This window comes from Rhodococcus sp. D-46 (assembly GCF_011290655.1).
Classification (GTDB): Bacteria; Actinomycetota; Actinomycetes; order Mycobacteriales; family Mycobacteriaceae; genus Rhodococcus_F; species Rhodococcus_F qingshengii.
In genome coordinates this window covers 111,661-135,833 of sequence record NZ_JAANTF010000001.1, presented here as the reverse complement: position 1 = coordinate 135,833, position 24,173 = coordinate 111,661, and the positions used below count along the sequence as shown (strand labels likewise).

Annotated in this window: 21 protein-coding genes and 1 riboswitch; of the genes, 11 read left to right on the top strand and 10 right to left on the bottom strand. The window is 61.8% G+C overall.

Going from position 1 to position 24,173, the window contains the following annotated elements:
* Window positions 1-268: 268 nt before the first annotated feature.
* Window positions 269-1,801, top strand: coding sequence for an alkaline phosphatase (gene phoA, locus G9U53_RS00685; RefSeq protein WP_003940796.1), 1,533 nt, complete (start codon window positions 269-271; stop codon window positions 1,799-1,801).
* A 31-nt stretch (window positions 1,802-1,832) separates the two neighbouring features.
* On the opposite strand, the gene G9U53_RS00680 is transcribed toward phoA, so the two are convergent.
* Genes G9U53_RS00680 through G9U53_RS00665 form a run of 4 tightly spaced genes read right to left on the bottom strand, consistent with a single transcriptional unit; the run spans window position 1,833 to window position 5,462 of the window.
* Window positions 1,833-2,603, bottom strand: coding sequence for a (2Fe-2S)-binding protein (locus tag G9U53_RS00680; protein WP_165638210.1), 771 nt, complete (start codon window positions 2,601-2,603; stop codon window positions 1,833-1,835).
* Window positions 2,600-3,397: an ABC transporter ATP-binding protein gene (locus G9U53_RS00675; RefSeq protein ID WP_165638209.1), complete on the bottom strand. Its 798-nt coding sequence runs from the start codon at window positions 3,395-3,397 to the stop codon at window positions 2,600-2,602. Before G9U53_RS00675 ends, G9U53_RS00680 begins: the two co-directional genes overlap by 4 nt.
* Window positions 3,398-3,429: 32 nt before the next feature.
* Window positions 3,430-4,470, bottom strand: coding sequence for an iron ABC transporter permease (locus G9U53_RS00670; RefSeq protein WP_050654847.1), 1,041 nt, complete (start codon window positions 4,468-4,470; stop codon window positions 3,430-3,432).
* The gene (locus tag G9U53_RS00665; protein ID WP_042449828.1) at window positions 4,467-5,462 is read right to left on the bottom strand and encodes an ABC transporter substrate-binding protein; all 996 of its coding nucleotides are present in this window, start codon (window positions 5,460-5,462) and stop codon (window positions 4,467-4,469) included. The genes G9U53_RS00670 and G9U53_RS00665 overlap by 4 nt, the downstream gene beginning before the upstream one ends.
* Window positions 5,463-5,577: 115 nt before the next feature.
* A riboswitch (cobalamin riboswitch) is annotated at window positions 5,578-5,724 on the bottom strand.
* 71 nt (window positions 5,725-5,795) lie between these two features.
* Here G9U53_RS00665 and G9U53_RS00660 point away from each other — a divergent pair.
* From G9U53_RS00660 to G9U53_RS00650, 4 genes are all read left to right on the top strand, one after another.
* On the top strand, window positions 5,796-7,916 hold the full coding sequence (locus G9U53_RS00660; protein ID WP_165638208.1) for an MMPL family transporter: 2,121 nt from the start codon (window positions 5,796-5,798) through the stop codon (window positions 7,914-7,916).
* A 67-nt stretch (window positions 7,917-7,983) separates the two neighbouring features.
* A complete protein-coding gene (locus G9U53_RS00655) occupies window positions 7,984-8,451 on the top strand; it encodes a hypothetical protein (RefSeq protein ID WP_223304434.1) in 468 nt (155 codons plus the stop codon).
* Window positions 8,452-8,735: 284 nt separating this feature from the next.
* Window positions 8,736-8,858: a hypothetical protein gene (locus tag G9U53_RS33860; protein WP_003940840.1), complete on the top strand. Its 123-nt coding sequence runs from the start codon at window positions 8,736-8,738 to the stop codon at window positions 8,856-8,858.
* A 50-nt stretch (window positions 8,859-8,908) separates the two neighbouring features.
* Window positions 8,909-10,903, top strand: coding sequence for an SDR family oxidoreductase (locus G9U53_RS00650; protein WP_165638207.1), 1,995 nt, complete (start codon window positions 8,909-8,911; stop codon window positions 10,901-10,903).
* A 96-nt stretch (window positions 10,904-10,999) separates the two neighbouring features.
* Here the strand turns inward: G9U53_RS00650 and G9U53_RS00645 are convergent, their stop codons facing one another.
* Together G9U53_RS00645 and G9U53_RS00640 are read right to left on the bottom strand one after the other, a co-directional pair.
* A complete protein-coding gene (locus G9U53_RS00645; protein ID WP_054826543.1) occupies window positions 11,000-11,728 on the bottom strand; it encodes a response regulator transcription factor in 729 nt (242 codons plus the stop codon).
* The gene (locus G9U53_RS00640) at window positions 11,725-12,966 is read right to left on the bottom strand and encodes a histidine kinase (RefSeq protein ID WP_047271820.1); all 1,242 of its coding nucleotides are present in this window, start codon (window positions 12,964-12,966) and stop codon (window positions 11,725-11,727) included. Before G9U53_RS00640 ends, G9U53_RS00645 begins: the two co-directional genes overlap by 4 nt.
* A gap of 229 nt (window positions 12,967-13,195) precedes the next feature.
* Between G9U53_RS00640 and G9U53_RS00635 the strand changes: the two genes are divergently transcribed.
* The 4 genes from G9U53_RS00635 (at window position 13,196) to G9U53_RS00620 (ending at window position 18,428) form a co-directional block, all read left to right on the top strand.
* Window positions 13,196-14,281, top strand: a complete 1,086-nt coding sequence (locus G9U53_RS00635; RefSeq protein ID WP_207623841.1) for a serine hydrolase domain-containing protein — start codon at window positions 13,196-13,198, stop codon at window positions 14,279-14,281.
* Between the two features lie 228 nt (window positions 14,282-14,509).
* The gene (locus G9U53_RS00630) at window positions 14,510-15,694 is read left to right on the top strand and encodes a serine hydrolase domain-containing protein (protein ID WP_007733647.1); all 1,185 of its coding nucleotides are present in this window, start codon (window positions 14,510-14,512) and stop codon (window positions 15,692-15,694) included.
* A 99-nt stretch (window positions 15,695-15,793) separates the two neighbouring features.
* A complete protein-coding gene (locus G9U53_RS00625) occupies window positions 15,794-16,990 on the top strand; it encodes a serine hydrolase domain-containing protein (protein WP_242692384.1) in 1,197 nt (398 codons plus the stop codon).
* Between the two features lie 286 nt (window positions 16,991-17,276).
* A complete protein-coding gene (locus G9U53_RS00620) occupies window positions 17,277-18,428 on the top strand; it encodes an MFS transporter (protein ID WP_242692383.1) in 1,152 nt (383 codons plus the stop codon).
* A 93-nt stretch (window positions 18,429-18,521) separates the two neighbouring features.
* Here the strand turns inward: G9U53_RS00620 and G9U53_RS00615 are convergent, their stop codons facing one another.
* Together G9U53_RS00615 and G9U53_RS00610 are read right to left on the bottom strand one after the other, a co-directional pair.
* A complete protein-coding gene (locus G9U53_RS00615) occupies window positions 18,522-20,147 on the bottom strand; it encodes a D-aminoacylase (protein ID WP_007727452.1) in 1,626 nt (541 codons plus the stop codon).
* A 153-nt stretch (window positions 20,148-20,300) separates the two neighbouring features.
* Window positions 20,301-21,290 carry a pyridoxal-phosphate dependent enzyme gene (locus G9U53_RS00610; RefSeq protein ID WP_165638205.1) on the bottom strand — a complete coding sequence of 330 codons (990 nt, stop codon included), beginning with the start codon at window positions 21,288-21,290 and terminating at the stop codon, window positions 20,301-20,303.
* An 81-nt stretch (window positions 21,291-21,371) separates the two neighbouring features.
* Here G9U53_RS00610 and G9U53_RS00605 point away from each other — a divergent pair, with 81 nt between their 5' ends.
* Window positions 21,372-22,295, top strand: coding sequence for a LysR family transcriptional regulator (locus G9U53_RS00605; protein ID WP_058039038.1), 924 nt, complete (start codon window positions 21,372-21,374; stop codon window positions 22,293-22,295).
* Window positions 22,296-22,297: 2 nt separating this feature from the next.
* Here G9U53_RS00605 and G9U53_RS00600 read toward each other — a convergent pair whose 3' ends face one another.
* Entirely contained in the window at window positions 22,298-22,873 is a 576-nt protein-coding gene (locus G9U53_RS00600) for a TetR/AcrR family transcriptional regulator (protein ID WP_042449699.1), read from the bottom strand.
* A 76-nt stretch (window positions 22,874-22,949) separates the two neighbouring features.
* On the opposite strand from G9U53_RS00600, the gene G9U53_RS00595 reads away from it, so the two are divergent.
* Window positions 22,950-23,564 carry an NAD(P)H-dependent oxidoreductase gene (locus G9U53_RS00595; protein WP_054826214.1) on the top strand — a complete coding sequence of 205 codons (615 nt, stop codon included), beginning with the start codon at window positions 22,950-22,952 and terminating at the stop codon, window positions 23,562-23,564.
* Window positions 23,565-23,577: 13 nt separating this feature from the next.
* Here the strand turns inward: G9U53_RS00595 and G9U53_RS00590 are convergent, their stop codons facing one another.
* Window positions 23,578-24,159 carry a GNAT family N-acetyltransferase gene (locus G9U53_RS00590; RefSeq protein WP_065352190.1) on the bottom strand — a complete coding sequence of 194 codons (582 nt, stop codon included), beginning with the start codon at window positions 24,157-24,159 and terminating at the stop codon, window positions 23,578-23,580.
* Window positions 24,160-24,173: the final 14 nt, after the last annotated feature.

Sequence of the window (24,173 nt, the reverse complement as noted above, 5' to 3'; positions counted from 1 at the left end):
ACTGACCTCGCACCTGATCGAGTCGGCCGTCAGGGACGACCGACTGCTCGAGGATGCCGAAAGGGAAGACGCACCACATGCATCGAACTGATGTTCGATGCAGATTCAGTCTGACAGGTCACTCACCCACAGTCAACAGAGCGAATCTCAACCCTCACCGTCTCGTCACATTCAGATGTACGCATGTCTGCACTCCGTTCACTTTCGCCCCAGATCATTAGCGGCGTTCATAATCTCCATCCATACTGTTTCCAGGAGTACTACTCGTATGTCGTTCTCGCGCAACACACGTAGGTTGACGGCCGTCGCCGGCGCCGTCGCCGTTCTGGCCGCTGCCGGCTGCAGCAGCAGCGCCGACGAGGCCACCGGCTCGAACGGCGCGACCGTCGATCGCGCCGCGACCGGCGAACTGTCCTCGAACGGTGGCGCTCGTCGCATCGACGGTGATCAGTCGGCCGCAGTGCGCGACGCCGTCAATGCCTCCGGCGCGAAGAACGTCATCCTCCTGATCGGGGACGGCATGGGCGACTCGGAGATCACCGCCGCACGCAACTACGCCGAAGGCGCTGCGGGCAGCTTCCCCGGCCTCGACGCCCTGCCGATCACCGGCCAGTACACGCACTACGCACTGACCAAGGACGGCAAGCCCGACTACGTCACCGACTCCGCAGCCAGCGGATCGGCATGGTCCACCGGCACCAAGACCTACAACGGCGCGATTTCCGTCGACATCAAGGGTCAGGCCCAGTCGACCGTCCTCGAGATCGCCAAGGCGAACGGCAAGGCCACCGGCAACGTCTCCACCGCCGAGGTGCAGGACGCCACCCCCGCAGTGCAGGTCGCGCACGTCAGTGGCCGCAAGTGCTACGGACCGGAGGCAACGTCCAAGTCCTGCCCGGAGAACGCCCTCGAGAACGGCGGCAAAGGGTCGATCAGCGAACAACTCCTCGACACCCGCGCCGACGTCACCTTCGCCGGCGGCGCCAAGTCCTTCGCTGAGACCGCGAAAGCCGGTGACTGGCAGGGCAAGACACTCAATGAGCAGGCCGCCGCCCGTGGCTACCAGCTGGTGAAGAACGCCGCCGAGATGAACGAGGTCGGCAAGGCCGATCAGGATGCACCCGTGCTCGGCTTGTTCGCCGACGGCAACATGCCCGTCCGCTGGGAAGGATCCGTCGCCACCCGCGACGGTTACCTGCAGCCCGCCGAAACCTGCGTCGACAACCCCAAGCGAACCTCCGACGTGCCCAAGCTCGCGGACATGACTCAGAAGGCCATCGACCTACTGAAGGTCAACGACAACGGATTCTTCCTCCAGGTCGAAGGTGCCTCGATCGACAAGCAGGATCACGCAGCCAACGCATGCGGTCAGATCGGTGAAACCGTCGACCTCGACGAAGCTGTGCAGAAGGCACTCGAATTTGCGAAGACCGACGGAGAAACCCTGGTCATCGTCACAGCCGACCACGCTCACACCAGCCAGATCGTCACCAATGTCAGCGCCGACGACATCGCCACCATCGCCAAGGACCAGAACATCCCGGTCGAGCGCGCCCAGGAAATCGTCTACCCCGGACTGACCCGCAAGCTGACCACGAAGGACGGCTCGGAGATGACGATCAGCTACGGAACGTCCGAGGATCCGGCCGTCGAGTCCGAAGGACACACCGGAACTCAGTTGCGCGTAGCAGCTTTCGGCCCGCATGCGGCCAACGTCAGCGGTCTCACGGACCAGACGGACCTGTTCTTCACGATGACCGACGCGCTGGGACTCGACCGTTCCAAGGTCGCAGCTCACTGATCCGATAACACCTGAATCCGCCCACCCACAGTCACACCAGAGCGGCCAAGGCGCGCACCCGATCTTCGGGTGCGCGCTTCGGGCAACTGGTGCATTTGCCTTCACCGGGTACCTCGTAGATCAGGCAGCACGACGCCCGCTGCGTGAATCTGCGTCGCCCGAATGCCACCGGCGTCAATGGATTACCCACGCGCACAGCAGATTCTCTGCGATCCACGTCCACGAAACGCGGGACCGGAATGCCCGGGTTCTCACCGCGGAGAACTTCGATCAGGCCAGCCGCAAATGCACTTCCGCGCTCCCGCGCATTACCGGCGGCATCGAGGCTGCGATTGGCGATGGAGTCCGTCGTGATCGCCCACAGCGCCTGCTGCCGAACGCCGGACACCTCGGCGAGTACCTCGATCACGGGATTGAGCGAGCGGAACATCGCGTGGCCCAACTCCGCCACACTCCGCGAGATCGGAATGACCGATCCGGCAGCAAAACCGCCCAGATAGCCGTTGTCACGCAAGAAGATCCGCCCACCGTCCAACGATGGATCGGCCGCGAACCCGGTGACCATCCCGGTTCCGATCGGAATGCCGGTCAGCGTCGAGCTGGCCGAGTACCACCACAACGTGCCGTTCACTCGACTGTCCGCACTCCCCCATCGCTCTGCCGTATCGGCGACACGTGCTGCCAACCACTGGGGGTCGGTCATCAACACCGCGGGCACCGTATCCGGATACGCGCTCAGGTTGTCGAAGAACGGCACAGCTACTGCCATACGGGCGTAGATCCCGGCCACCGATTCCGTCATGCCAGCCCCAATATCTCCATCCGCGGACGTACTCCGCGTTCGACTCGCGCCCTGATGCCGAAAACCTCGGCCAACAACGGCTCGTCCAACACCTCGACCGTAGACCCACACGCGCGGAGTTCACCTTCGGTGAGCACGGCAAGGTTGTCGCAGTACTCGACTGCCAACCGTAGATCGTGCATCGTGACCACAACTGCGAGCCCCGCCGACGCAAGTTCGGTAAGCAGTTCCATCACGATCAACTGGTGACGAAGATCGAGATGATTGGTCGGCTCGTCCAACAACAGAACCTTGGGCTCCTGAGCCAATGCGCGAGTTATCGAGACACGTTGCCGCTCACCACCCGACAGGGTCGATACGTCTCGTCCGGCAAGCTCGACCAAACCGACCTGCTCGATGCACCGGTCCACGATGGTGGTATCGCGCTCCGTGCTTCGGTCCAACCAGCTGCGGTGCGGAGTTCGTCCGAGCGCGATCGATTCACGAACCGAAAGTCCTGCCGAGACAGTGGGTTCTTGGACACTTGCCGAGACAGTTCGGGCGATGTCCTTACGCGAGAGCGTCGTCGAGTCGACTTGATCGATCAGAACTGCGCCACCTGTCGGCGTCAAAGCGTTGTAGCAGCAGCGCAGCGCCGTCGTCTTGCCACTCCCGTTCGGCCCGACCAAGCCCAATATTTCACCGGACTTGACTGCGAAAGTGATGCCGCGCAACACTTCGCGATTTCCGAGCCGCGCCCGGGTCTCGACGAGTTCGAGCAGGGGCGCAGTTTCGGAGTCTTTCGGGAGTGTCACTGTTCTGGCCTGTGTCACTGTTCTGGCCTGTGTCACTGTTCGAGCCTCCGATACTGCCGGTAGAGCATCCAGACGAAGATCGGTGCACCCACGAGGGCCGTGATCACTCCGACCGGAACTTCAGTGGATTGTGCCACCGAGCGCGCAGCGGTATCCGCGGCAACCATCGCGACGGCGCCCAGCAGGGCTGCAGCAGGGAGCAGTCGAATTGCTCTGGTGCCGACGATGAAGCCGGCCAGATGCGGGATCAGCAGACCGATGAAACCGATTCCACCGGCAACGCTGACTGCTGCGCCCGCCAGTACGGAGACCGCGAGCAAGGACAACACACGGAACCGTCGGACGTTCATACCGAGTGCAGCAGCCCCGTCGTCACCGGTCTGCAAAACGTCCATCCATCGCGAACTGAACAGAAGGGCTGTGCCGACGACGGCCAGTGTGATCGTCGGGAAGATCAGCGTCGACCATCGTGCATCACCGAATCCGCCGGCAATCCAGTGCATCACCGACGTCACGTGCCGATCATCGGCCAATACCAGGATGCAAAAGGTGATGAGCGCCGAGAATATCTGGGCGAGCGCGACACCCACCAAAATGATCGCGGTCGGCTGCGGATACCGGCCGCCGATCAGCAGTGCGAGAAACAACGGGATCATCGCCCCGACGAATGCTGCGACCGGAATCGTGAAAACCCCGAGGAGGCCGGCGCCGAAACCCAGCACCGACACGAGCACCACCATGAATCCCGCGCCCGACGAGACTCCGAGCAGATACGGGTCGGCAAGAGGATTCCGTGTGACAGCCTGAGCAACAGCACCCGACATCGCCAACGAAGCACCCACCACCGCGGCAGTGAGTGCACGTGGCAGGCGGGAGTCGATCACGATCGACTCCCGCGCCGCGGTCCACCACGTCTCGAAAGTCCCTGGCGCCAAACGGGCTCCGACTATCGCCCAGACGTCACCGACGGGAATGCGAACCGATCCCAAGGAGACGGCCAACCCCAGGACGATCGCCAAGGCGACCGCCAAGCCGACAAGCAGGGCGCCGTACCCGTAACGCGTGCGGGTCACTTCGCCGCGTCAGCGCCTGAATGGAAGGCTGTTGCGATGGTCTGTGCCGAACGCACCAACCGTGAACTCTCGAACAGGTCAGCGAGAGGAACCACGACGAACCGGTTCTGCTGCACAGCAGGGGTGGTCGCCATCAACGGCTGGGCACGGAGGAAGTCGATCTTCTGCTCGGCTGTCTTGTCGCCGTAGTCGATGACCACGATCGCCTGGGGTGCACGCTCGGCAACAGCTTCCCACGATGCGTCGATGTAGGGCTTTGTCCCTTCGGCGAAGATGTTCGAGACGCCGGAGTATTCCGCGACCAATTGACCGACGCCGACTCCGCCGATGGTCGTCGGAACCTGGTCACCGCTGTCGTAGAAGAAGGTCGGTACCGGCGCCGCGTCTCCGACCGAAGCGCGGACGGAATCGAGACCATCGCTGATCTCCTCTGCGACCTCGCGGGCGGAATCTTCGACGCCCAGGACTCGACCGAGTTGCGTGTAGTCGTTCTCGAGCAATCCGATGTCGGGGAAACCGGTGCCACAGTATTCGGAGAACAAGAAGGTGTTGATTCCGCGCTCGCCGAAGGCGTCTCGGGAACGGCCCTGCTTCTCGTTGAAGGCACTGGTCATTCCTCCGACCACGAAGTCCGGATCGACGTCGAGGACCTGCTCCATGCTGGGGAACGTATCGGAAAGGCTGGGAATCTTGTTGAATACATCGGCGGTCTCGGCAGTTGGCGGGTTGTCGCTGTACGCCCGCCCGACAATCCGATCACCCGCGCCGATCTCGATGAGGGCTTCGGTGACGTGTCCGTTCAAAGACACGATGCGCTGCGGCGGCGAATCGAAGGTCATCTCGCGATCGCAGTTGGTCACGGACACCGGCTGTGCGAAGGATTCCGCAGCAGACGCCGACTCTGATTCCTGACCTTTGGAACAACCTGCCGAAACCAAGGCGACCGCGATGAGAACAGCGGCGGCGCGGGACGGGGAGAACTGAAGTGACACGGGGACCTCGTAAGGGCTCTGAGCCACGAATGAGAATCCGACAGACAACTCCGCCCGCACGCTGATCCTCGGCCAGAGCTCCTGCTGGACTTCCTTTTCGTAGACCACGACGAATGGATGTCGCACACCGCGCGGCGGGTAATCGGGCTTGCCGACACTCGGTGACTACCGAGAATCGACCTACCGTTGCGGGTCAGCGCCGGATTCGGACCGGCTTCCCCCACACGCGTGGCTTGCAAGTGCTTCGAGCAGTATGCATGACGTTTCCGATTCAAGACCAAACGCCCACTACAGTCGATCTGGCCAGACGCCCCCACACACCGGAGTTGATACATGACACGCTGGGCCCAAACCGTCGTCGCCCGGAAATGGTGGGTACTGAGCCTCGCGGTTCTGATAGTTCTCATCGGTGGGGTGTGGGGACTCGGAGTGTTCGGCAAGCTCAGCCAGGGCGGCTTCATAGATCCGGGCAGCGACTCCGCGAAGGTCGCCGACATCATCGAAGACAATCTCGGACCGCAGACCCCGGACATCATCGCGATCTACTCACCCACCGACGGTAAGACCCTCGACGACATCGGGCCGGCAGTAACGGCCGCCGTCGACCAGTTCAAAACGGAAGTGCCGACCGCGTCGGTGAAGTCGTATTGGGGAACAGACGCCGCGGCCAAGGCCAGCCTGCTCTCGAACGACGGATCCATGGCGGCCGTTGCGATCACGTTGGCACCGGACTCGGGCGTCACACCGGCCACTTTCGCCGATCTCCTGCCGAAGCTCGAAGTCGAAGGTGCCGAGGCACAATTCGCGGGTAACACCGTCGTCGGCGTCGCATTCAACACCAAGCTCGAGAAGGACCTGGTGGTCGCCGAAGCCATCGCCATTCCGATCACTCTGGTGCTGTTGGTCTTCATCTTCGGCGGCATCGTCGCTGCTGCCGTGCCCGTGTTCGTGGGTGTACTCAGTGTCCTGAGCGCTTTGGCGGTTCTGCGAATCCTCACGCTGATCACCGATGTGTCCTCGTTCTCGATCAACGTCGCTTCTCTTCTCGGGTTGGGACTGGCCATCGACTACGGACTGTTCGTGGTCGGTCGGTTCCGTGAAGAACTGAATTCGGGCTCGGACCCGGGAGCGGCTGCTCAGCGGACAGTTCTGACGGCGGGTCGCACCGTCATGTTCTCGGGTCTACTGCTGATCTGTGCGTTCAGCGGCATGCTCGTATTCCCCCAGGCCGTCATCCGGTCTCTGGGCTTCGGCGCGATCGCTGCGGTATTGAGCGCGGCCGTCCTGTCGCTGACCGCTGTGCCTGCGCTGCTTGCCATTCTGGGGCATCGCATCAACGCCCTGACGTGGCGCAAGGATGCGGCGCAACGCGGCGAGGAACGCTCGCGCAAGTTCTGGGGCCGCGTCGTCACGTGGGTGATGAAGCGTCCGGTCGCAGTCTCGGTGACGATCGTGGCCGTGCTGCTCGTGATGGCCTCGCCGCTGCTCGGCGCCCGGCTGGGAGAACTCTCGTACACCGCACTACCGGACAACGACCCCGCTCGCGTTGCAATGGACACGTTGGTCAACGACTTCCCGCAAACCGGAAACGGCGCAACGATGATCCTTCAGGCCGAGGACGGGAACACTCTCACCCCGGCCGAAGGTGCAGCGATCGCCGAGTCCGCCGGTCAAGTCGAGGGCATCGGTCAGGCGACCGTCGTCGCGAGCACCAATCAACTCGTCGCGGTTCAGGCTCTCTACAGCGAGGGCTCTACACCCCAATCACAGAGCGCCGCAGTGACAGATCTGCGTGCGATCTCCGCTCCCGACGGAACGGTGCTGCTTGTCGGCGGCGGTCAAGCCATGGTCGACGACGGCAACAACGCCGTCCTGCACTGGCTACCGGTGATGATCCTCATCATGGTCGGATCCACCCTGATCCTGTTGTTCCTCGCGTTCGGTTCGGTGGTGCTGCCGATCAAGGCGGTGCTGATGGCAGCCCTGAGTCTCGCGACCACCTTCGGTGTCCTCACCTTCGTCTTCCAGGACGGACACGGCGTCGAACTCCTCGGGGTCAGTCAAACTCCGCTGGAGGCGACGTTCGTCGTGCTCATCCTGGCGGTGGTCTTCGGATTGTCCACGGACTACGAGGTTTTCCTGATGTCACGGATGGTCGAGGCCAAGAACGCGGGAGCGACGACAGAGGAAGCGGTCAAGTTCGGAACCGAGCGCACCGGCCGCATCGTGACGGCTGCCGCCTTACTCCTGATAGTGGTGACGGGGGCCTTCGCAATGTCAGGGCTGTCAGTGATGAAGTTCCTGGGCGTCGGCATGATCGTCGCGCTGATCGTCGACGCGACCATCATCCGCATGTTGCTCGTGCCCTCGCTCGTGAAGTTGATGGGCGAAGCGAACTGGTGGGCTCCTGTGTGGATGAAAAAGGTTCACGCGAAGGTCGGCATCGGCCACTGATCGCGACTGGATCATGTCGCTGAAGAGTCCCTGGGATCCTGCGGAGAGCCGTGTTTGACTAGGGGTCGTGGATGACTTACCTGAGAGTGTTGTGGTCGGCTCGGCAGTGTTTTCGCGTGTCGACTCGGACGATTCGTTGGCGTGCTGGACATCGATCATCGATGTCCAGGGGGTCGGTGACTCCAGGCCGGTGAGTCTGGTTATCGAGCCGGCCACCGTGCCGGAGTCTGCGGTGTGTGAGCTCGCTGCGACCGTGATGGCCCGGTTCGGTGAGTTTGCCGAAGTCGCCGCCGATTACCTGCGTCAACAGCTGCGTGGGCCACAGTTCGGCCTCCGCCACTCCGAACTCGTGGAGTTGGACGCCACGGAGTCACTGTTCGGCGAACCTGAGGCGGTGATCTGGGCTGACGGAACCTGGCTGCTGCGGTTCGCTGAGTCAAAGCTCGAGATGGCCGATCCTTTCGGGATCGGTGTTCTGTTCGAAGGAACGACTCCGTATGCGGTCGAGGACTTGTCGGGCGCTGAACCGGCCTAGGGTTTGCCGGCCTGTCCACGCCATCGCCTCGACGATGGTGCGCCGGTCTACTGGCGGACGGCGCATGGCCTTCACACCCTCGGAACAACGGCCGCCCACATCTCATCCGAAATCACGTCACGCGACGCAAGGACGAGCGCGCACCCCACTGCGCCCGAAACTCTTCAGCAACAGACCTAGTGGATTTCCCTGATCGGGCAGTCGTCCTCGAGGATGACTGCCCGATCGTCTAAATCGCTCCGCAGGGCGATGTTCTCCGTAGCTGATTTCGTCAGACTTGGAGCATGACAATTTTCGAATGGATCCTTGCAATCCCCGCTCTTGCGCTTGCCGTCGCGTTCTTGTTCTCCGGAATCATCTCCGCGGGCATCGACTTCGACGCCGAGGACGGTGTCATGACGCACTGATGTTCGTTTCCCTCTAGCCGCTGATCTTACTTTGGAGTAAGTTACGGACTATGGCCACTTACATCGTCACTGGCGGTAGCGGATTCCTCGGACGAGCTGCACTGCCACTCCTGCTCGAGCGTGATCAAACTGCTCAGATCCATGTGCTGGTCAGAGCCGGTTCTGTAGCCAAACTCGAAGAACAGGTGTCGGCAATTCCCGGCGGCGATCGCGTGCATCCACTCATTGGAGATCTGACCGAGCCGGGACTGGGCATCGACTCTCCCCCGCCTGCCGACCACGTCCTTCACCTCGGCGCGATCTACGACATCACCGCCGGAGACGAGCAGGCTTCGACGAATGTCGAGGGCACACGCTCCGTGGCCGACCTTGCCGCACAGCTGGGAGCCACCCTTCATCACGTGTCATCAGTCGCAGTTGCGGGCGACTACCCGGGAACCTTCAGCGAAACCGATTTCGATTGCGGTCAAGGCTTTCCCACTCCGTACCACCGAACCAAGTTCGAGGCGGAGAAAATCGTTCGAGAACGAGAAGGCCTCACCTGGCGTGTTTATCGGCCGTCTGCCGTGGTCGGTAACTCCGTCACCGGCGAGATGGACAAGATCGACGGTCCGTACTACTTGTTCCCAGGACTGGCGCTACTCGCGAAATTACCTGCAGCACTCCCCGTCCCGATCCCCAACCTCGGCGCAACCAACGTGGTGCCCGTCGATTATGTGGCCGCCGCCCTCGTCGAATTGATGCATGTGCCCGGCCATGACGGCGAAGCATTCCATCTCGTGAATCCGAAACCTCAACCGGTACGCGAAATCTATGCCGGACTCGCCAAGGCCGCCGGAGCGCCCCGGCCCGCACTCAGCCTGCCGGGCGTGATCGCCAAACCCTTTGTCTCGCCATTGCCGATGGATTCGGCAGAATCGGCGCGGAAGGTCTTCCTCGATCGCATCGGCATGCCTGCAGCATTACTCGACAACATGACGATGGCGCCGACCTTCACCTCCGCGAGAACCGTTGCCGCCCTGGCCGGATCAGGACTGGCGGTCCCCGAGTTCGGGTCGTACTCCACTGTGTTGTGGAAGTACTGGCGCGCAAACCTCGATCCCAATCGCGCACGACGTAACAGTCCCGAAGGACCACTCGTGGGTCGGATCGTTCTGATCACCGGAGGCTCTTCCGGAATCGGCAAGGCATCGGCCATTGCCGCCGCTCAGAAGGGCGCCACCGTTCTCCTGATCGCACGCCGCACCGACGAACTCGATGCCGCAGTACAGCAGATTCGATCAGCCGGAGGCAAGGCGTTCGGTTACCCCTGCGACATCACCGACGACGAGTCGGTCCAGCACACGATCAAAAGCATTCTGACAGAACACGATCACGTAGACATGTTGGTAAACAACGCCGGCCGATCCATCCGGCGCGGCATTTACCACTCCACTGATCGTTTCCACGACTACGAACGAACGATGGCCGTGAACTACTTCGGCGCTGTGCGATTGGTGCTCGCCTTGTTACCGACCATGCGTTCTCGCCGCTTCGGCCACATCGTGAACATCAGCAGCGCGGGAGTCCAGGCGGCAACGCCTAGATTCTCGGCCTACGTGGCGAGCAAGGCCGCCCTCGACGGTTTCTCGGACGTAGCCGCCTCTGAAACCCTGGCGGACGGAATCACTTTCACGACCATCCACATGCCGCTGGTCGAAACACCGATGATCGCTCCGACCGGCGAATACAACAACGGCCCGATCACCAGCCCGGAAAAGGCTGCGGCAATGGTGATCCGCGCGCTGATCGACCGCCCCAAACGCATCGACGTACCACTGGGAACCCTGGGTGATCTGGGAACCCTGTTCGCACCGCACACCAAGGACCGAATTCTCAACCAGATGTACCAGGCCTTCCCCGATTCTCCGGCGGCAAAGGGTCAGGTAGACAAGGAAACTCCGGCAGACGCTCCGGCAACACCGACGCGACAGCACCACTCGCGCTCGCGCATCCGCAAACTCGGCCGTCGTGCCGCCCGACTCGTTCCGGGTACGCACTGGTGACCGGTGGTGTGACTTCGTCTCGGAGCGTTTCGGCAAGAGGAACGGATCTGTAGGTTCAGTCGGCGAATCCTCACCGGGTCACGCTGACAAAATCAATCAACCGCCAGTTGCACAGGGTTCCGTATCGGTGCCTGACCCCGGGACCACCAGACCAGACTCGTAGGCGATGACGACAGCGTGCGTCCGATTCTGAGCACCGAGCTTTGCCAGCACGTTCCCGACATGCGTTTTCACTGTCTCCAGGCTCACAACCAGAACCTGAGCAATATCCGAGTTGGACAGCCCGGTGGCCATCAACCGCAATACCTCTTCCTCCTTTGCTGTCAGCGCTGCATTCGGGAACGCCTCAGCGGAGACCAACGGGCGGGGCGTAACCATCCGGCGTAGCGCGGCAGGGAACAGGATCACTTCGCCCGCCGCCACCACACGTACTGCCGCTGCGATCTGCGGGACTGGGAGCCGCTTCAGCACGAAGCCACTCGCGCCCGCACTGAGTGCGGCCGTGACGTAGCCATCGTTTTCGAAAGTGGTGATTACCAAGACTTTCGGCGGTTCGGTGCACTCGGCCTGGAGGTGCCGAGTTGCCTCTATTCCGTTGCGCAGCGGCATCCGCACGTCCATCAGCACCACATCCGGACGAAGTTGCCGCGAAAGCTCCACTGCTTCGATACCGTCGGAAGCCTCGCCGACGACCACAATCCCGGGCTGAGCTGCGAGCAGCATACGCAGGCCGCTGCGGGTAACGTCGTCGTCATCCGCAATCAGCAGGGTGACTGGCATGCTTGCAGGGTTGGCGGCGTCCTCACTCCAATTGGCTTCGGTCATCGTGCCACCCGTACCGGCAACTGAACACTCAATCGCCAGCCCTGGGCTCCGTCCGGTCCAGCCTTGAACTCACCGTTCAAGAGTCGCACGCGCTCGGCCAAACCTGCCAGGCCGCGCCCTGATCTTCGAACTACGTCTGCCTTTCCCCCGGTCACTGCCCCGATGCTGTTGACCACTCTGAGCTCGACGCTCTCCGAGCCGACTGCCACCGTGATTTCGATCGGCCCGCTGTCCCCGTGCCGCAGAGCATTGGTCGTCCCCTCTTGCAGGATCCGGTACGCCGCGCGAGAGAGTGTCCCCTGGATCTGTGAAAGGTCTCCCGACAGGTTCACCTCCACAACCGCCCCCGCATGCCGCAACCGATCAATTAACGCAGGCAAGTCCGACAGCGTCCGAGAAGGTACAGCCCCAGGCCTCTCCTCGCGAAGTACACCCAGTACGTAGTCCAGGTCCTCGAGCGCTGCCCGTGTCGACTCCTCGATGCTACGCATGGCGGCCCTCGCTGCGGCAGGATCGGAGGCAAGCACCTCGCCGGCCACCGCCGCCTGGATCGTGGCGGCGGTGAGCGTGTGTCCGATCGAGTCGTGCAACTCGTGAGCGACCCGATTACGTTCGGCCAGTTGCAGTTCACGTTCTTCCGCCAGCGCGAGCCGTTCGGCCGTGGACGGCCCCAACAGTCGTGGCGCCAGCCATCTCAGCAGTGTTGCCACCAGGACACAAATTCCTACCGCAAGCAGGAGGCAGCCGGCCGCCACGACCCAGGTCCATCCACCCGTCACGTCAACCGACGTATCGAACAGACTGATTCGCGCCGTGCCGCCGAGCCAGTTCCCCGGGAGCGAAATACCCATGATGAAAAGGACGCTGGTCGCGAGCGCCGCCAGCCAACCCACCATGACATGCAGGACAATCCAGAGCGGGGCCCGCCAGCGATCAATGTCCGAGAGGTTAGGAGTACGGTGTCCGAGCGCTGGACTCGGCAGCGACACCTGCAGCAGTCGGCGGGCAGAAACGATGAGCGCGCGTCGCACAGGATGCACCAGGCCGAGTGCTCCTACCAAAGTCACCCATATGAGCAGGACCGAAAGCACCCGGACGAACTCGGGTGCGGATTGCCACGCGAGAGCAGGCAACATCGCAACCACCAGAAGTGGCAGGCTTGCCAACACACCACAAAAGGCGAAAAGTACAGCTGAGTATGTAGAGCCTCGCATCAGCGGTCGTAGTCCTGTGATCATGATTCGACAAGTATGACTGGGCCGCTCGGCGATGGCCTCCCCCGATCGAGGGAGATGGTTTTCCCGCGTCGGAGCGATGCGCGACCAATCCTCCAGCAGACAGGATCGTGTCCAGACCGATCAATCTCTCCAAGGAGTTCTACTGATGCGCCGCCACAGTCGACAGGGCCAACCTCCCTCACCCCAAAGACAAAGCCGGAAACGGCACCGCGCCCTCTGTTCCGTCGCAATGACTCTCAGCGTGGTCACCCTCGGTGCGTGCTCGTCGTCCGCCGATACCGTCGCTGCGCGGCACGATGCGGTTCAACACTCACTCGACGCACTGGTGAGCGAGGACGGACTACCCGCCGCCCTCGCAAGCATCCAAGACCGAAACGGCAACTCCCACAACTACACCGCAGGAGTCGGTGACCTGACCACCGGATCAGAGGTACCGCACAACGGCCAGATACGGATCGGCAGCAACACCAAAACCTTCACCGCAGTAGTGGTCCTGCAACTGGTCGCCGAAGGAAAGATCGAACTCGACACCCCCATCGAGACCTACCTACCCGGACTCGTCCGCGGAGACGGGATCGACGGCCACAACATCACCATCCGCCAACTCCTCCAACACACCAGCGGACTCCCCAACTACAGCAACTACCTGGAAGACGAAGTCCGATATTACGACCCACGCGAACTTCTCGACATCGCGCTCGAACATCCTGCCGACTTCGCCCCCGGAACGAGTTGGAAGTACAGCAACACCAACTACGTCCTCGCCGGCCTACTCGTACAGAAGATCACTGAAAAACCCCTCGCCGAGGAGATGAACCGGCGAATCTTCGCGCCGATCGATCTGCAGCACACATACTTTCCTGAACCATACGACGAGAAGATCTCGGAACTTCACCCCCGCGGCTACTACCGGGAGTCATCGGACGCGCCTCCCGTCGACATCACAGAGATAGACCCCTCGTGGGGATGGGCCGCAGGGCAATTGATCTCCACCACCTCGGACCTCAACCAGTTTCTCCACGCACTCCTCGACGGACGACTGCTCCCCGCAGCCCAACTCGACCAGATGCGCACAACCGTCCACGCGGAGGAAACCTTCGGACCCGATGCCCGCTACGGACTTGGATTGGTCAGCCGTCCGCTACCGTGTGGCGGCCTGTCCTGGAGCCACGGCGGCAGTTTCCCTGGATACGAGACACGCGGGGGCGCTACCGACGACGGACGCGAAGCGAACATCGCGGTCAGCATGCAAGTAGTCGACGACGCCACCCGGAGAAAACTCGAACACGCGGTGGATATCGCCCTTTGTCGCTGAGGCCTCCTGTCAATCACCAAAGGGCGCCTACTCCGAAATAGCTCGTCAAACCGACAGTATCGGCCGCGAGACGCGGGACTCCGAGGTGCAGCCAGTTACACCCCGTACGCTCCGGCACGCACCACCGAGAGACTGCACTTCGCACCATGGAGGACGCGTATGCACGTCAATACTGTTCTCTGCATGTGGAACTCACCACGAGATTCGACGAACAGGAGACCACAACCAATGACCACCCTTCGACGTCGCCCCCTGCTCACCGTGCTTCCGGCAGTCACCGCTGCAGCCCTCATATTGGGCGTGAGCGGATGTGGTGACACCACTGACTCCACTGATTCCACTCGGCAAAGCGACGCTGCCGTGCAACAGGCGCTCGACGGCGTCATCGAGCAGGGGATCCCCGGCGCACAACTCGTGATCTCCGACCCGTCGCGGGGCACTCGCATCATTCGTGCAGGAATGGGAAACACCGCCACCGGCGAGCCTATCCCCGATGATGCGCGGGTCCGAATCGGCAGCAACACAAAGGCCTTCGTCTCGACCGTCGTCATGCAACTCGTCGACGACGGACTGCTCGACCTCGATATGAGCATCGAGCACTACCTGCCCGGAACGGTCGTAGGCAACGGGAACGACGGCAACCGAGTCACCATTCGAGATCTCTTGCAGCACACCAGTGGACTGACGGACTACCTCGCCGCCGGCGGAGCACGGCCGGAAGACATCAAGCCCGGCCAGCTGCTGGTGGGGACAAGCGCACAACCACCGGAGCACTTCTCCCCCACTGAACTGGTCGATATCGCGATGTCTCTTCCACCCGGCCCGGCAGCCAAAGACAAGGCTGTCTATTCGAACACGAACTACATTCTGCTCGGGATGCTCATCGAGAAGGTCACAGGACGCCCTGCCGCGCAGGAGATCACCACCCGCATAATCGATCCGCTCGGACTGATGGACACCTATTTTCCCGCCTCCCGCGAGACACAGATCCGCGGTTCTCATGCACAGGGCTATCACCCGATTGACGGCATTCAGGTCGATGTCACCGATGGCGACGTGTCGTGGGCCGACACCGCAGGTGCGATGGTCGCAACGGGCGCCGACCTCAACACTTTCTTCACGGCTTTGCTACGCGGCGATCTCGTCTCGAATGACAGGCTCGCCGAGATGAAACACACCGTGCCGTTCGACAGGAGCCCGCAGGACAGCTACGGACTCGGACTAGTCCGCGTGAACAGCTCCTGCGGGAAGGAGATCTGGGGTCACGGCGGCGGAATTCCCGGCTTCGGCACCTCGGGCGGAGTCGATACCACAGGACGCGCTGTGACTCTCACCCTCAATCACATCCCGATGAGCGAGGACGCCTTCGTAGCAGCACAGCGAGTTGTCGACGCAGCGATGTGCGAGAAGTGAAGGAAACATGTTCGTGCACGACTTCGCACGCAACATCGAACAACAATTCTTCCCGAGCGAACGATGTCCCGAACCTACCAATCCTCAGGAGTTCTACTGATGCGTAACAATATTCGAAAGGGCTTCCCTTCCTCAGATCGCCGGCAGGACCGCAAACGGCACCGGACCTTTTCGGTCGTTGCCGCGGCGGCCCTCGGTGCCATGACGCTGGCGTCCTGCTCGCCGTCATCCGCCCTCAGTCCCGATACCGTCGGTTCTTCCTCCACCGAGTCCGACGCGGTTCAACGCTCCCTCGACGCGCTGGTGAGCGAGGACGGACTACCCGCCGCCCTCGCAAGCATCCAAGACCGAAACGGCAACTCCCACAACTACACCGCAGGAGTCGGTGACCTGACCACCGGATCAGAGGTACCCCCCAACGGCCAGATACGAATCGGCAGCAACACCAAAACCTTCACCGCAGTAGTGGTCCTGCAACTGGTCGCCGAAGGAAAGATCGAACTCGACACCCCCATCGAGACCTACCTACCCGGACTCGTCCGCGGAGACGGGATCGACGGCCACAACATCACCATCCGCCAACTCCTCCAACACACCAGCGGACTCCCCGATTACGGAATACACGTCAATGACGAAGAGATCAGATACCGCTACGCCGACCCCCACGATTTGCTCGACGTCGCGTTCCAACACCCCGCCGACGCACCGCCCGGAACGAGTTGGGGGTACAGCAACACCAACTACATTCTGGCCGGCCTACTCGTACAGAAGATCACTGAAAAACCCCTCGCCGAGGAGATGAATCGACGTATCTTCGCGCCGATCGGCCTGCGCGACACCTACTTCCCACCCCCGGGAGACATGACCATCCGGGGTCCCCATCCCAAGGGATACCACCGCACCGCACCAGACAGCCCACTGAGTGACGTCACAGAGATGGACCCGTCGTGGGGATGGGCCGCAGGGCAGCTGATCTCCACCACCTCGGACCTCAACCAGTTCCTCTACGCGCTACTCGACGGACGACTGCTCCCCGCAGCCGAACTCGACCAGATGCGTACCACCGTCCACGTCGGCGGGCCCACCGGACTCGAGTACGGCCTCGGCCTCACCAGCAGGACTCTCTCGTGCGGCGGGGTCTACTGGGGCCATGGCGGCGACATAGTCGGTTACGAGACCCGCGGCGGCATCACCGACAACGGGCGCGCCGTAAACCTTGCGGTGACTGCTCTTCCCACGACTGCGTCCGCCACGCAACACGTCGCAGACACCGTGGACAGAGCTTTGTGCAGTTAAAGCTCTGGTGACAGCGTCACCCGGAATCTCACCCGAGTGACGCTGTACCGCCCGACGAAACATTCGGTCGGTTATTGGCCGAACGGACCAATGCGGCCTACGTGTCCGCTGCCACACTTCATCAGTCCATGCGGCACAACGCAATTCAGGAGGCATGATGAAGTCGGAACGCGCCACAGTTGAGGAACCCTCGCATAGCGGCGGCAAGTCGATACAAAACATATTGGACAACAAGTCAATTCGTCGAACAGCGACTATGACTGTTGGGCTGCTCAGTACGATCTGGATGATCGACATGATAGATCGCGTGATGATCGGGCTTGCACTGCCGATGATCGGAGACGAATTCTCCCTCAGTAATACGCAATTGGGCGGAGTCGTGTCGATCTTCGCCATCTTTTACATGCTCGGGCAGGTCCCCGGCGGCATGCTGGCCGACCGATTCGGACCCCGGCCACTGTTGATCGTTGCGTTGATCCTGTGGTCGGCGTTCACCGCACTGACAGGATTCGCCTGGGGACTCGTCTCGCTGATGGTCATGCGTGCGATGTTCGGGCTCAGCCAGGGTCTCTTCCCAGCAGCGTCGTTCAAAGCTCTGGCTGAGCGAACCCGTCCGAAAACTCGCGCCACGGCCATGGTCTTCATGATCGGTGCAAACAACCTGGGCCCCGGCATCGCACCATTGATCATCGCCCCAGTTCTCATGGCCGTCGGTTGGCGGGACGCATTTTGGCTGGTGGCCATAGTCGGCGCCGTGATCGGCACAGTCGTCTGGTTGGTGCTCCCGGCGCCGCTGGACACAGAGATCACGGAAGATCCGGAGGCCGCACTGCAACCGCTCGCCCGTGAACACTCACGCGCCGCGGTATTCAAGTCCGTTTCGGTCTGGAAGTTCGCACTTCTGTTCTGCCTGGCTAACATGGCCGGATATGGGCTGTTGACCTGGGTGCCGAGCTACCTCCTCAACGAAAAGGGGCTCTCGCTGATCGATACGGGAATCTTCGCGGCGATCCCGTTCATCGTCACGGCATTGGCCATCGTCGTCGGTGGACGTCTGGTGGACAAGTACTTTCACGACAGCGCGCGCATTCTGCTCGTTCCGTGCATGGCCACCTCCGCCATTCTGCTGTTCTTGATGACTACCACCGATACCGTCGCGATGTTCACGTTCTATCAAACCCTCGCGATGGGCGTCAGCGGACTGTGCTCGATGTCGATCTTCGCCCTCCCGTTGCGGGCATTGCCTGCCGAATTCCTCGGTTCCGGAATGGGTTTGATCAACGGTTGTGGACAGCTCGCCGGTTTCATCACCCCCCTCGTGATGGGATGGATGGTGGACCAGTTCTCGTACATGGCCGCGTTCGGAGTCCTGGTCGGCGCGACGGCTGCGGCGGCTCTGGTGGCCATGATCGTTCCGCAAACCCCGGCGAAATTCTGAGGGCTCTCAGGTGGTCCGGCGAAGTGGCCGCTGAAGGGTCGTTCCCGGCAGTGGCCGCTTCGCCGATCCGGAGCTGACCCCGGTGCCAGCTCGTCACCTCACTGCATCGAACCCGTTGCGCGAGCGCCGAAGTGCGCGCCCTGCAAGCATCCCCGTCGGCACCCCGTCCGACAGTGCCGGTTGCCCATTGACCACAACGTGCCGCATTCCGGTCGCATACACTCTTGGGTTGTCGTATGTCGCGAGATCCTCTACCTGCGAGGGGTCGAAGATCGCCAGATCGGCGTATCCCCCTGGCGCAATGTAGCCCCGCTTCGCCAAACCGAAGTTTTCAGCAGGAAGGCTGGTCATTCGGCGAACGCATTCCTCGACTGATTGCCCGCCAATGCCGCGGGTGTAGCGGCTCAGAATACGGGCGAAAGTTCCGAATGAACGGGGGTGGACGGGTTGCCCCGCGAAAAGGGTCTCCGTGCTTTGAGCATCGGCATCGGAACCAACCGAAACCCAGGGACGCTCGAAGGCAGTTCGCGTGTTGTCCTCCGACGCAATGAAATAGGCAGCCTCGGCTGTGGGGAGAGCGTCGAGAACAGCCAGTATGGTGTCTACCGGGTCGTGATGCCCCATCCTCCGAGCAATAGATCCCAGAGCTTCCCCCGCTCGGATCCCGAGTGCCGGTACCTCGGACAAGATCGTCACCCCATCGGCGCCTCCGGACGCAGCGTAGAGATTCTCCCAGTCCTCGTCCTCACGATGGATCCTCTCGCGGATCTGCTCTCGGACACCGGTCGAGTTCAGGTGCGTGCGCCCGGCCGTCGTGTCACGACACCGAAACTCCGGTGGCAACGCGGCACTGAGCAGCGTGTTCCCCGCCTCGTACGGATATACGTCCGCGGTGATTCGCACACCGTCCTCGCGAGCCGACTCAACCAATTGCAAGGCCTCGGACATTTTGTGCCAGTGCGACTTACCAGCAACCTTGAGGTGGTAGATCTCCCCGCGCGCTCCTGTCGTTCGAGCGATATCGACCAGTTCCTCGATGCTTTCGAGAAACCTCTGCCCTTCGCTTCGGAGATGGCAGATATGGACGGCATCGTGTCTGGCGAGCACCTGCGAAAATGCTCGCAACTCGCCGGAATCCGCATAGCTTCCGGGTGGATAGATCAGAGCCGAACCCACTCCGAGAGCTCCATTTTCAAGCTCCTCGTCGAGCAGGGCACACGCTTCGGCCAGCTCTTGTTCACTCAACAGGCGATTGTCCACACCCGCAACCACCATGCGCAGATTCGCCGCGCCGACGAAGCTCGCCACGTTGAAACCGACGCCGTTCGTCTCCAAGGATTCGAGAAAATCATGCAACCTCGGCCAATGTGATTGCACCCCAGTTGGAATCGCGCCCAATCCGAGCATCGCCGGAGTCATCGAACCCGTGACCGGTCCGAGAGACACGCCTTCACCGAAGACCTGGGTTGTGACCCCCTGATACAAGTCCGACAATCCTCGTGGGTCTTGCTGCAGCGTGAGGTAACTATGGCTGAGCACATTCACAAAACCGGGAGCCACCATGCAACCGCGAGCATCGATGTCGATCGCCCCCGGCACAGCACCGATCGTTCCGACTTCCACGATCGTGTCACCGGAGATCGCAACATCCGCTTTCCTGGGCGGGCTCCCTCTACCATCGAGCACAGTCCCGTCCCGAACGACGATTGTCGGCAGCATCACGTCTCCTCCACGGTGGCCTTGCTGTCGCGAGATGCGACCCTGTTCACTTTGCTGAATCGTGGAAGCGAAATCTTGTTCCAGACACACATACGCGATGCAAAATTGGTGCCGCCCTACCAAACTGGCCCATGGTTCCGATCATGCCATCGGTCAGCCGACGACCCTGCGGATCTCATTCTCGGAGGCATTGGCGCCCGTGCAGACAACAGCAACGCGCTCGCCAGCGAAGGTGTTCGGATGCGCATAGACCGCAGCAAGTGCGGCCGCACCGGCGCCTTCGCTCAAAGTGTGAGCGTCGTAGAGCAACGCCCGCTGCGCGAGGGTGATGTCGTCGTCCGTGACGAGCAGGAATCCCCCGAGGCGTTCACGCAAGACACGTTGAGTGAGTGCGAACCCGGCACCGGTCGCAAGCCCTTCGACACGGGTGGTGTTCGGGCGCTCGACGCACGTGCCGGAACTCCACGAGTCATGTGCGGCTCGTGCGGCCTCAGACTGCACTGCGAACACCTCGAGGTGCGGTGCAAGCGCACTGGCGACGAGACACGCCGCCGCCGCACCGCTGCCGCCACCGACTGGGACCACCACCGCGTCCAGATCAGGTTGTTGTTCGAGGAGTTCGACGTAGGCCGTTGCAACACCGGCGAGGATTGCCGGCTCATTGGCGGCGCTCACGAGACGCAGGCCGTCACGTTCGCTGATGAAATCGGCATGAGCACGTGCCTCGTCGAAGTTCACACCGTGCTCGATGAGCTCGGCTCCGAGCATGCGGACAGCGTGAGCCTTGACTGGATTCGCCCCAACCGGCATGACGATCACACACCGCACGCCCGCACCCGCCGCGGCATACGCCAAGGATTGAGCATGGTTTCCGGTCGAGTAGCCGACAATCCCCCGCGCCCGCGTCGCCTCATCCAGTCCTGCCACCAGGTTCAGTCCGCCGCGAACCTTGAACGCACCCGTGGGGTGCACATTCTCGTGTTTGACGAACAATTGGCTGCACGAGCCCGCACCCAACGTCGGGTGCGATATCAGGGGCGTGACCGGTAGATGCCGTCGGACGACCTGACTGGCACGCTCGATGTCTGCCCATACGGGTGGATGTAGCTGGTTTGATGCCGTGAGATCAGATGCCGGTGCCATGTGATTCACCCTGCCAAACACCGATTCATAGGTCCAATACGTGTTTTCGTCCAAAGCATCGAAATCTTCTATGATTTTGGCATGCTCGATCTAATTCGGCTGAGGGTCCTGGTAGCTGTTGCACAGGAAGGATCGGTGACAGCCGCCGCCGATTCTCTCGGTTACGCGCAGCCCTCCATCAGTCACCACCTTCGACAGCTCGAATCGGAAGTCGGGGTTCCACTGTTCCAGCGAGCGGGTCGTGGACTGCGCCTGACGGACGCCGGCGCAGTGCTGGTTCGGCGAGCCACCGAGATCCTCGGCCACGTCGACGCAGCGGTAGCCGAAGTCCAGACGTACGCAGGACTGAGGGCCGGGCGGGTACGACTGGCCGCATTCCCGTCAGCCCTGGCGAGTTTGATTCCGCAGGCGATGGCAGCGTTCACGTCCCAGTACCCCGATGTGTCCATCAGCCTCGTTGATGCAGAACCACCCAAAGCACTTGCACTGCTTCGTAACAACGATGTCGACGTAGCTGTTGTCTTCGCGCACGAGGACACCCCTGAAGTCGGGCTCAAGCATGTCGCGCAGACGGCTTTACTGGAAGATCCGTTGTACCTGATCACCTCTGCGCGGAATGCAGATGCCGCCAACGAGATCACGGACTACGCCGGTGAGACCTGGATTGCCGGCTGCCCGAGCTGCCGAGCCCACCTCCTCACCGCTTGCAATCGAGCTGGATTCATTCCGCGGATCGAGTTCGAGACCGACGACTACGTCGCCGTCCAAGCCCTGGTCGCCTCCGGAAGCGGGGTAAGCACACTTCCGGCCCTCGCCCTCCAGGCACATCAGAACCCGAGTATCCGCGCACACCGCATTCCCGGCGAGCGACGCACTGTCTCCGTCGCAACCTACGGCAAACCTCCACTTGCTCCCGCGATCGACGCGTTCGTCAGAACTCTGACAGCGATATCCGAATCCATGCGTGAGCGCGTCGAATTGGATGGGCACCAAGATAACCGGTGACCTCAGGTCCGGCCGACCACCGCGACTATCAGTGCGGCAAGTTCGCTTCGAGCATCGTCGGGCGAGAGCGCTCCCGCTACCGCCGCATGCGAGAGTGCCTCTGCAGCACCGAATATTGCGGTCATCGAAGGTTGCGCAAGTCCTCCGCCCGCACCAAAGGGAGTCAGCACCTCCCGACATCGTTCGGAATAGGCGTGTTCCGATTCACGCTTGACCCGCTCCAGCTCGGGCGAACCCTCCAGCGCTGCAAGCACACCCGTCAGTTCACGCCCCTGCGCCAGCGAACATCCGACGTAGGAGTCGGCGATGGCATTCGCGCGTCCGTTCAGAGACTCATCCGCGGCATCGAGATACTCCTCGAGCATCACCGTCTGACGATCGTCGAATTCCTTGAAGAGCGCTGCCAACAACGCGGCGCGAGAGGCGAAATGGCTGTACACAACTGGCTTTGCAACGCCGGCACGTTCAGCCAACCGACCAAGGGTCAGCGCGTCCGCACCCTCCTCTCGCACCAACGCCCACGACACCTCCACGAGTTGTTCGTACCTGCCGGCTCGCGACAGTCTCGTACGTGCCATCGGACACCTCCTTGCGTTATATACCAATAGTAACCTACTCTTAGTACATAAGCGCACCATCTACCGAAGGACGCTCATGACCACACTCGTCGTAGTCTCCCACTCCGATCCCCAGTCACTTACCCAGCATGTCGCCCGTTCTACCGCCGACGCGATCCGCGACCTGGGCGGCGACGTCGACTTCGCGGACCTACATGCCGAGAATTTCGATCCCCGATTCGCCGAAGCCGATGTGAACCTGTTCCGCGGCAAAGGGACTCCCCCGGCCGATGTTGTAGCCGAGCAGGACCGAATCGATCGTGCAGACGATCTGATTCTCGTGTTCCCGATGTACTGGTGGTCGATGCCCGCACTACTCAAAGGTTGGATCGATCGAGTCTTCGTCAGCGGATGGGCGTACGAATTCACCCCGGGAAGCGAATTCGTGAAGAAACTGGACCGACTCACCGTCCACCTGATTCCAGTCGCAGGTGACGACGCCGAGAGTTTCGACCGACACGGCGTGTACGAGGCCTTCCGGACACAGATCGAACGCGGAATCATCGAATATTGCGGTGCCACACTGGGATCGACAACCTTCGTTCACGAGTCGGACACGAAGAGCCGAGACGTCCTCGCCGCAGAAATCCACGACCTCAGCGAAAGCATCGCGTCCCGTGTCGCCTACCCTGCGACCGCGACTTCCCGTTGACGGTCAAAAACGGTCAACTGGCGCTTGACCGGCCCGTGGCCGCCCAGTAGCGAAGCGTGTCTCCCGAATGGCCGAGGTTGCGCGACAACTGATCAGCTGGGCGCACGCTATCGAGAAGTCCCCCACACCCTTCGATAACATTACGCGAACCCGCGTTCGTTTCGTCGCAGGTAATCAGGACGCGACTGAGCCCCACCGGGTCGCCGGCATACGTGAGCACTTCCCGCAGAGCAGCCGACGCTATCCCTTTCCGCCGTTCCGACGGCCGAATCCCGTAGCCGATATGACCACCAAGATCAGCCAAGAACTCATTCAAGCTGTGTCGCAACTGGATAGCACCGAGATACCTGCCGTCTCGCACGATCCACCAGTTGGTTGCCGGGACAATGTCGGGCCCCGGCAACGCCTCGGGCTGCGCCAACAACTCCTGCACCCAGTGCCCGAACCCATCGCGGGAGGCAAGGTCGAGATCCAGACGTTGCGCAACTCCCAACGCCGAACCGGGCTGATCCGCCTGCGGTCCACCCCACTCGTCACGCGACTCCAACCAGGACACCCACAAGGCCTCGTCAGGCGCAACCAAATCGACTGTCATAGCAGCGATGCTAC

Bases quoted from the DNA above. Each gene is read 5' to 3' on its own strand.
- phoA (WP_003940796.1), top strand. From the start codon at position 269: ATGTCGTTCTCGCGCAACACACGTAGGTTGACGGCCGTCGCCGGCGCC.
- G9U53_RS00680 (WP_165638210.1), bottom strand. From the start codon at position 2,603: ATGACGGAATCGGTGGCCGGGATCTACGCCCGTATGGCAGTAGCTGTG.
- G9U53_RS00660 (WP_165638208.1), top strand. From the start codon at position 5,796: ATGACACGCTGGGCCCAAACCGTCGTCGCCCGGAAATGGTGGGTACTG.
- G9U53_RS33860 (WP_003940840.1), top strand. From the start codon at position 8,736: ATGACAATTTTCGAATGGATCCTTGCAATCCCCGCTCTTGCGCTTGCC.
- G9U53_RS00650 (WP_165638207.1), top strand. From the start codon at position 8,909: ATGGCCACTTACATCGTCACTGGCGGTAGCGGATTCCTCGGACGAGCT.
- G9U53_RS00645 (WP_054826543.1), bottom strand. From the start codon at position 11,728: ATGACCGAAGCCAATTGGAGTGAGGACGCCGCCAACCCTGCAAGCATG.
- G9U53_RS00640 (WP_047271820.1), bottom strand. From the start codon at position 12,966: ATGATCACAGGACTACGACCGCTGATGCGAGGCTCTACATACTCAGCT.
- G9U53_RS00635 (WP_207623841.1), top strand. From the start codon at position 13,196: ATGACTCTCAGCGTGGTCACCCTCGGTGCGTGCTCGTCGTCCGCCGAT.
- G9U53_RS00630 (WP_007733647.1), top strand. From the start codon at position 14,510: ATGACCACCCTTCGACGTCGCCCCCTGCTCACCGTGCTTCCGGCAGTC.
- G9U53_RS00625 (WP_242692384.1), top strand. From the start codon at position 15,794: ATGCGTAACAATATTCGAAAGGGCTTCCCTTCCTCAGATCGCCGGCAG.
- G9U53_RS00620 (WP_242692383.1), top strand. From the start codon at position 17,277: ATGATCGACATGATAGATCGCGTGATGATCGGGCTTGCACTGCCGATG.
- G9U53_RS00615 (WP_007727452.1), bottom strand. From the start codon at position 20,147: ATGCTGCCGACAATCGTCGTTCGGGACGGGACTGTGCTCGATGGTAGA.
- G9U53_RS00610 (WP_165638205.1), bottom strand. From the start codon at position 21,290: ATGGCACCGGCATCTGATCTCACGGCATCAAACCAGCTACATCCACCC.
- G9U53_RS00605 (WP_058039038.1), top strand. From the start codon at position 21,372: ATGCTCGATCTAATTCGGCTGAGGGTCCTGGTAGCTGTTGCACAGGAA.
- G9U53_RS00600 (WP_042449699.1), bottom strand. From the start codon at position 22,873: ATGGCACGTACGAGACTGTCGCGAGCCGGCAGGTACGAACAACTCGTG.
- G9U53_RS00595 (WP_054826214.1), top strand. From the start codon at position 22,950: ATGACCACACTCGTCGTAGTCTCCCACTCCGATCCCCAGTCACTTACC.
- G9U53_RS00590 (WP_065352190.1), bottom strand. From the start codon at position 24,159: ATGACAGTCGATTTGGTTGCGCCTGACGAGGCCTTGTGGGTGTCCTGG.